8 protein-coding genes are annotated in these 6,946 nt (G+C 69.0%); 4 read left to right on the forward strand and 4 right to left on the reverse strand.

Features of this window, described 5'->3' with window-relative positions; all coding sequences use genetic code 11:
* The 3 genes from VHK87_RS17535 to VHK87_RS17545 all read right to left on the reverse strand — a co-directional run.
* On the reverse strand, positions 1–316 hold a 316-nt coding region (locus VHK87_RS17535), incomplete at its 3' end, for a 2-dehydro-3-deoxygalactonokinase (protein WP_329636181.1).
* Positions 316–2,040 (reverse strand): IlvD/Edd family dehydratase, encoded by a 1,725-nt coding sequence (locus VHK87_RS17540; protein WP_329636182.1) that lies wholly within the window; start codon positions 2,038–2,040, stop codon positions 316–318. The genes VHK87_RS17540 and VHK87_RS17535, both read right to left, overlap by 1 nt.
* 67 nt (positions 2,041–2,107) lie before the next feature.
* Entirely contained in the window at positions 2,108–2,977 is an 870-nt protein-coding gene (locus VHK87_RS17545; RefSeq protein WP_329636183.1) for an SMP-30/gluconolactonase/LRE family protein, read from the reverse strand.
* Between the two features lie 146 nt (positions 2,978–3,123).
* Here VHK87_RS17545 and VHK87_RS17550 point away from each other — a divergent pair, with 146 nt between their 5' ends.
* The 4 genes from VHK87_RS17550 (at position 3,124) to VHK87_RS17565 (ending at position 6,388) form a co-directional block, all read left to right on the forward strand.
* Positions 3,124–3,375 (forward strand): hypothetical protein, encoded by a 252-nt coding sequence (locus VHK87_RS17550; protein WP_329636184.1) that lies wholly within the window; start codon positions 3,124–3,126, stop codon positions 3,373–3,375.
* Between the two features lie 130 nt (positions 3,376–3,505).
* Positions 3,506–4,789, forward strand: coding sequence for a family 1 glycosylhydrolase (locus VHK87_RS17555; RefSeq protein WP_329636185.1), 1,284 nt, complete (start codon positions 3,506–3,508; stop codon positions 4,787–4,789).
* 28 nt (positions 4,790–4,817) lie between these two features.
* Entirely contained in the window at positions 4,818–5,882 is a 1,065-nt protein-coding gene (locus VHK87_RS17560; RefSeq protein WP_329636186.1) for an aldose 1-epimerase, read from the forward strand.
* A 218-nt stretch (positions 5,883–6,100) separates the two neighbouring features.
* Entirely contained in the window at positions 6,101–6,388 is a 288-nt protein-coding gene (locus tag VHK87_RS17565) for a hypothetical protein (RefSeq protein ID WP_329636187.1), read from the forward strand.
* Here VHK87_RS17565 and VHK87_RS17570 read toward each other — a convergent pair.
* A partial coding sequence (locus VHK87_RS17570) for a response regulator (RefSeq protein WP_329636188.1) occupies positions 6,385–6,946 on the reverse strand: 562 nt, incomplete at its 5' end. The two genes, VHK87_RS17565 and VHK87_RS17570, sit on opposite strands and share 4 nt — an antisense overlap.

Raw genomic sequence — 6,946 nt, forward strand, 5'->3', positions numbered from 1 at the left:
GCGCGATGCGCACGCCAGGCTCGACTTCGACCATGGCGCGGCGGAGGTCTTCGGCGGCGGCCGGGCAGTCGAGGTAGGGCACGACCGTCCAGCCGAGGTTGGAGCCGATCATGCCGCAGAGCACGGCCGGCAGCCCCTCGGCCGCAAGGCCCGGGCGGACCTCCTCGGCGAAGCGGCGGGCCGCCTCGCCGGGCGCGAGCCGCGATACGCCCAGCGGGAAGTCACGGTCGCCGATGACCTGGCCTCGCGCGTTCAGGGTCCAGGCGCGCAGGTTGGTGGTGCCCCAGTCGCACGCGAGCAGGGCCGCCTCGCCCATCAGTGGGATTCCCGGGTGACGTCGGCGCTCGACTTGCCGACCAGGAAGGAGAGGTCCGCGCCTTGGTCGGCCTGCAGCACCGTGTCTATGTAGAGCCGGTACCAGCCGCGGGTGAAGTCGGAGGCCTTGCGGGCCGCCTCCCACTCCGCCCGGCGGCGGGCGAGCTCTGCCTCGTCGACCAGCAGCTCGAGCCGGCGGTTGGGGCCGTCGAACTCGATCTCGTCGCCGGTCTTGACCAGGGCCAGCGGGCCGCCGGCCTCGGACTCCGGCGAGACGTGCAGGATGACGGTGCCGTAGGCGGTGCCGCTCATCCGCGCGTCGGAGATGCGGACCATGTCGCGAACGCCCTTGGCCAGCAGCTTGGGCGGCAGCGCCATGTTCCCAACCTCCGGCATGCCGGGATAGCCCTTGGGCCCGCAGCCCTTGAGCACCAGGATCGAGGTCTCGTCGACCTCGAGGTCCGGGTCGTCGATGCGGGCCTTGTAGTCCTCGATGTCCTCGAACACGACGGCGCGGGCCCGGTGGGTGAGCAACTCGGGGCTGGCGGCGCTGGGCTTCAGGATGGCCCCGTTCGGGCAAAGATTGCCGTGCAGCACCCACACGCCCGACGAAGGGCCGATGGGCGCCTGCATCGTGCCGATGACGTCGCGGTTGAACACCTTCGCCTGATCGGCGATCTCGCCCTGGGTGTGGCCGGAGACGGTGAGCGCCTCGCGCCGCAGGACGGGGCCCATCTCGCTCAGCACGGCCGGCACGCCGCCGGCGTAGCAGAAGTCCTCCATCAGGTACTTGCCCGACGGCATCAGGTTGACCAGCAGCGGGACCTCGCGGCCGAGCCGGTCGAAGTCCTCCAAGCTCAGCGGCACACCGACCCGGCCGGCGAGCGCCAGCAGGTGGACCACCGCGTTGGTGGAGCCACCGATGGCCGCGTGCACCAGGATGGCGTTCTCGAAAGCCTCGCGGGTGAGGATCTGCGAGGGCTTGATGTCCTGCTCGACCAGCTCGACCATCCGCTTGCCGGTGAGGTGGGCCAGCGCCTTGCGCCGGCTGTCGACGCCCGGGAGGGCGGCGTTCTGAGGCAGGCTCATGCCCAGCGCCTCGATCAGGCTGGCCATGGTCGAAGCGGTGCCCATGGTGTTGCAGGTGCCGTGGCTGCGGCTCATCGAGCTCTCGGCGCCCAGGAAGTCCTTCAGCGTCATCTCGCCGGCCCGCACGGCCTCGGAGAAGCGCCACACGTCGGTGCCCGAGCCGATGTCGCGGCCCTCGTACTTGCCGTTCAGCATCGGGCCGGAGGAGACCACCATCGTGGGCAGGTCCACGCTGGCCGCGCCCATCAGCTGGCCCGGGGTGGTCTTGTCGCACCCGCCGAGCAGCACGACGCCGTCGATGGGGTTGGCGCGGATGCTTTCCTCCACCTCCATGGCCAGCAGGTTGCGGAACAGCATGGCCGTGGGCCGCATCTGGGTCTCGGGCAGGCTCATGGCCGGGAATTCGATCGGCACCCCGCCGGCCTCCCAGACGCCGCGCTTCACGTACTCGGCCAGGTCGCGCAGGTGGAACTGGCAGGTGACCAGCTCGGACCAGGTGTTGCAGATGCCGATGACCGGTCGGCCGTCGAACACATGGTCGGGCAAGCCTGTGCCCTTGATCCAGCTGCGGTGAATGAAACCGTCGCGGTCGAGCTTGCCGTAGCTCTTGCCGCTCCGAAACGGGCGTCGGCTCACGTGATCCCCCGGGGGTTAGAGGAAGCCCCGATGCTTAACCCAGAACGCGCCGAGCGGTTCAGCCAAATCAGCCGGCGAAGCTGGGAAGCGGTAGGCCGCGGACGCCAGGATCGAAGGCGAACAGGCCTCCGGCCTGGGGCTGGCGGGCCAGCGCCTCGTCGGAGAGGTCCTCGCGGGCGCTGGTGACGTAGAGGGTGGCGAGGTCCGGGCCTCCGAAGGCGCAGCTGGAGGGCTGCTCGATGGGCGTCTCAACGATCCGGTCGATGGTCCCGTCGGGGGCGTAGCGGACGATCCGCCAGGCGCCCCACTGGGCGTTCCAGAGATAGCCCTCGACGTCCACGGCCGAGCCGTCCGGCGCGCCGTCGGCAGCCTTGGTGTCGGCAAACACCCGCTTGTTGGACAGGGCGCCGGTCTGCGGGTCCATGTCGTGGAGGAAGATGGTCGCCAGCTTGGAGTCGGCCACGTAGAGCCGGTCGCCCTCCGGGCTGCAGGAGATGGTGTTGGGGATGTGGATCCCCTCCAGCACCTTTTCGGTGAAGCCGTCGCCCCCGGTGCAATAGAGGTCGCCGGGGCGGGCGCCGCCGTTGTCGTCCATCGAGCTCCACCAGAACCGGCCGGCGACATCGATCTTGCCGTCGTTGGAGCGGAAGCCCTCACCCAGCGGCATCGGGTTGATCATCTCCAGCCGGCCCGACCCAGGGTCGAATTCGGCCAGTCCGTTCTCGCATGCGACGATCAGTCCCCCGCGTGCGCGGGGCGCCGCGGCGCTGCACCGGACCGGCAGGTCGAAGGTCCCGTTCCGGCCGCTCTCGGGGGCGTACCAGTGCAGCTTCTTGCCCTTGATATCGAACCAGAAAAGACGTCCCGACCGGGAGTCCCAGACGGGCCCCTCGCCCAGAATGTCGCGCGAATCGATGACGCAGTTTAGACTCGTCACAAGTCCCTCCCCGCAGCGCTACGGCGATTTTGACGAAATTGCCGAATTCTTAATCGATCGGCTGCGACAACATAACCAGCGCGTTTCGGTTCCATTCAGAGACCGGGGTCTACTATCCTTAGGAAGTGAATCGGGAGGGGTCCCAAATGTCGCTGCCCAGCTATTCTGACGTGTTTTCGATTACCCACCAACGAGCCCACGACGAAGATATCCGCGTCGGGGACCTGGTGCGCACCGGCGAGAACTATCACCCGCACTTCACGGTAATCGCCGTGAGCGGGGACAAGGCCTGGGTCAGGAACGTCCAAAACGGCGTTGACTCCCTGGCGCAGCTCGACCGTTGCCGCAAGATTGGTGAAGTGGACGCCGCGCTCGGCGTCGCCGTCGCGGCCGAATAGGCCTCTCCGCCCACCGAATTTAGCAACGACGATCCGACGCTCCCGCGTGAACCACAGAGCCCTGGCGCCGTTGTAGGCCGGGGCCCCCGCTGGACGCGGCTATTCGGAGGGACGCGCCATTTCCGCCTTCATGTTCGCCACGGGGATTGAGAACTCCATCCCCAAGATCAAGGGCGGCACAATCCGTGTCGACCAGATGGAGTCGTGCGGCCACTACCGGCACTGGCGCACCGACTTCGATCTGCTCGACGAGATCGGGATCCGGTATCTCCGCTACGGGCCGCCGATCCATACGACGCTGATCGGACCGGAGCGCTACGACTGGGAGTTCGCCGACATCACCTTCGGCGAGCTGTACCGGCGCAACATCGTGCCGATCGTCGATCTGTGCCACTTCGGCGTGCCGGACTGGATCGGCGACTTCCAGAACCCGGACTTTCCGGCGCAGTTCGCCAAGTACGCCGCCGCCTTCGCCCGGCGCTTCCCGTGGGTGCAGCTCTACACCCCGGTCAACGAGATGTTCATCTGCGCCCAGTTCTCGGCCAAGTTCGGCTGGTGGAACGAAGAGGGCAAGACGGACAAGACGTTCGTCACGGCGCTGAAGCACATCGTCAAGGCCAACGTCCTGGCGATGAAGGCTATCCTCGAAGTCCGCTCAGACGCGATCTTCATCCAGAGCGAGTCCTCGGAATACTTCCACGCAGAGAACCCGGCCGCCATCAAGCCGGCGGAAATCGAGAACGCCAAGCGGTTCCTGTCGCTGGACCTGAACTACGGCCACCGGGTCGACTCGGAGATGTACGAGTACCTGCTGGACAACGGCCTGACGCGGGACGAATACCACTTCTTCCTATCGAATCGCCTGCGCCACCACTGCATCCTGGGCAACGACTACTACTGGACAAACGAGCACCGCGTGTCGGCCGACGGCTCCCACCGGGCCTCCGGCGAGATCTTCGGCTACTCCGAGATCACCCGGCAGTACCATGCTCGGTATCGGCTGCCGGTGATGCACACCGAGACCAACATCGTCGAAGGCCCGAACGGCGACGAGGCGGTGAACTGGCTGTGGAAGCAGTGGGCCAATGTGCTGCGCGTGCGCAACGACGGGGTGCCGACGGTGGGCTTCACCTGGTACTCGCTGACCGACCAGATGGACTGGGACACCGCCCTGCGCGAGCCGAACGGCCATGTCCATCCGGTGGGCCTCTACGACATGAACCGCCAGATCCGCCCGGTGGGCCGCTGCTACAAGCAGCTGATCAAGGACTGGCGCGATGTACTGCCGGCCGAGAGCGTGTGCCTGACCGTGCCGGTCGTGCCGCCTTCGGAACACCAGGAGCCGACTGTGCGGCGGCTGCAGGCCGAAGCGCGCCAGCTGCGTTTTTCGGAGGTCGCCGCCGAAGTGCGCTGACCCTCCGCCCCCGCATGCGGAGTTGTTGATGAGCCAGGCCGTCGAGATCGGCGGGGCGAGCGCCGTCACCCTGACAGACGCCGAGGCGCCTTCCGGGTTCGCCCACGCCACCGTGCTGCCCGGCCGGGGCATGACGCTGCTGCAGGCGCGGGTCCGGCATCCTCGGCTCGGCGAGTTCGACGCCCTCACCGCCCCGCCGCTGGAGGAGGCCGCCCGGCTGCTGGACGGGGGACCGGAGGACTTCGCGGGCAACAAGGCCTTCAGCCTCGGCGGGGCGATCCTGCTGCCCTACGCCAACCGGATCACCGGCCAGGACGTCCCCGGCGCGCGGGAGATCGAGGCGCAAGTGGCGGGCCGGCCGGCGCGGCTTCCCCGCAACTGGGGCGGCAAGGACCCGGGCGCGCGCCAGTACGCCATGCACGGCCTGATCCTGGACGCGCGGGCCGCACAGGTGAGCCAGCCCACGCAGGCGCAGGTGGAGGCGCATCTGCAAGCCGGCGACTTCGGCGGCCGCTGGCCTGGCCGGGCGGACGTGCGGGTGCGCTATGCGCTCGCCGGCGGGGCGCTGGAGCTGACGGTGGAGACCGTCAACGTCGGGCACGGCCCCCTGCCCCTCGGCGTCGGCTGGCACCCCTACTTCAACCTCCCCAGCGGTCGGCGCGACCAGGCGGTGCTGCGGCTGCCGGCGGGCGCCCGGGCGCCGGCTGACAACTACGACGAGGTGCTGCCCACGGGCGAGATCGCGCCGGTGGCCGGCACCGCGTTCGACTTCCGCCAGGGGCGCGCGCTGGACGGGCTCTATCTCGACGACTGCTTCACCGACCTGGCGCGGGACGACGCCGGGCAGGTCGTGTGCGAGGTGCTCGACCCCGCGGCGGGCTACGGCCTGCGGATCTCCACCGCCACGCCGCAGGTCAAGGCGCTGCAGGTCTATGCGCCGCCGGACAAGGCCTTCGTGGTCGTCGAGCCGCAGTTCAACCTCGCGGACCCCTACAGTTCGGTCTGGGCGCCAGGCGTGGATACCGGCATGGCTCTGCTCGCGCCCGGCGAACGCGTCGTCTACCAGGTGCGGCTGGAGACGTTTGAGGTCTGAGCTTCAAGATGCTCCCCTCTAGGGGGAGCTGTTCCGGAGAGACTGAGGGGGCTTCAAGGGCGCTGACTCCGGAACTCGGCGCATATGCCCCCCACCGCTTCGCCGTCCTCCTGCCCTGCGGGAGGACTTGGGATCGCGCTGCTCCAGGGCTTGGCGCTAGGAACCGGGGCGGGTCTGAGGGCTTCTCACCCGCGACATCCACGAAGCCCACATATGTTATGCCGAGCGCACGCAAGAACCCGAAGCCAGAGCCTCCCGGCCAGGTCATCGATTTCGACGAAGGCGTCGTGCAGTCCTGCCCGCCGGCCATGCGGGAGGAACTGGAGGCGGAGATCGCCATGCTGACCGGGGCCTTCGCCAGCACCGACGATCCGGCGACCCTGGAGCGGATGGCCAGGTCGCTGACCCTCACCAGCGGCGACGACCAGGGCCAGCGCCTGCACGCCCGCCGGCTGGCTTCGATGCTTCGGCTTCGGGCCCGCGGCGTCCTCCCGGCGAAGGACTAGCCGGCGGCGGCGGCCTGGGTCGCCGAACCGCGGCGCCGGCGCGGCCGCTTGGTCTCCTCGCCGTTCAGCAGCGCGCGCAGCTTCGCCGCCAGGGCCTGCATCTGGTAGGGCTTGTCCAGCACCGGATAGCCTGCCTGTTCCAGCGCCTGTCGGTCGCCGACGAAGCCGGACGTGAGCAGCACCTTCAGGTCCGGCCTGCGCTCCTGGGCGGCCCGCGCGAGGCCAACGCCGCTGACGCCGCCGGGCATGACGATGTCGGAGAACAGCAGGTCCACCACCGCGCCGTTGTCGATCACCTCCAGGGCCTCGGCGGCGCTCGTCGCGGTTAGGGTGCGGTAGCCGAGGCCGCCGAGCATCTCGACGGTGAGGGCCAGCACCGAGGGATCGTCCTCGACCACCAGGATCTGCTCGGAGCCGCCGACCAGCGCCTGGGGCGCGGCCTCGGCCGAGCGGTCCTGGGCCGGGCGGTCGGAGGGCGGCAGGGTGAGGACGAAGGCCGCGCCCTTGCCGGGCTCGCTGTCGATGCGCACCTCGCCGTCGGACTGGTTGACGAAGCCG

Source organism: Phenylobacterium sp. (assembly GCF_036263695.1).
GTDB lineage: Bacteria > Pseudomonadota > Alphaproteobacteria > Caulobacterales > Caulobacteraceae > Phenylobacterium.

Bases quoted from the DNA above. Each gene is read 5' to 3' on its own strand.
- VHK87_RS17550 (WP_329636184.1), top strand. From the start codon at position 3,124: ATGTCGCTGCCCAGCTATTCTGACGTGTTTTCGATTACCCACCAACGA.
- VHK87_RS17555 (WP_329636185.1), top strand. From the start codon at position 3,506: ATGTTCGCCACGGGGATTGAGAACTCCATCCCCAAGATCAAGGGCGGC.
- VHK87_RS17560 (WP_329636186.1), top strand. From the start codon at position 4,818: ATGAGCCAGGCCGTCGAGATCGGCGGGGCGAGCGCCGTCACCCTGACA.
- VHK87_RS17565 (WP_329636187.1), top strand. From the start codon at position 6,101: ATGCCGAGCGCACGCAAGAACCCGAAGCCAGAGCCTCCCGGCCAGGTC.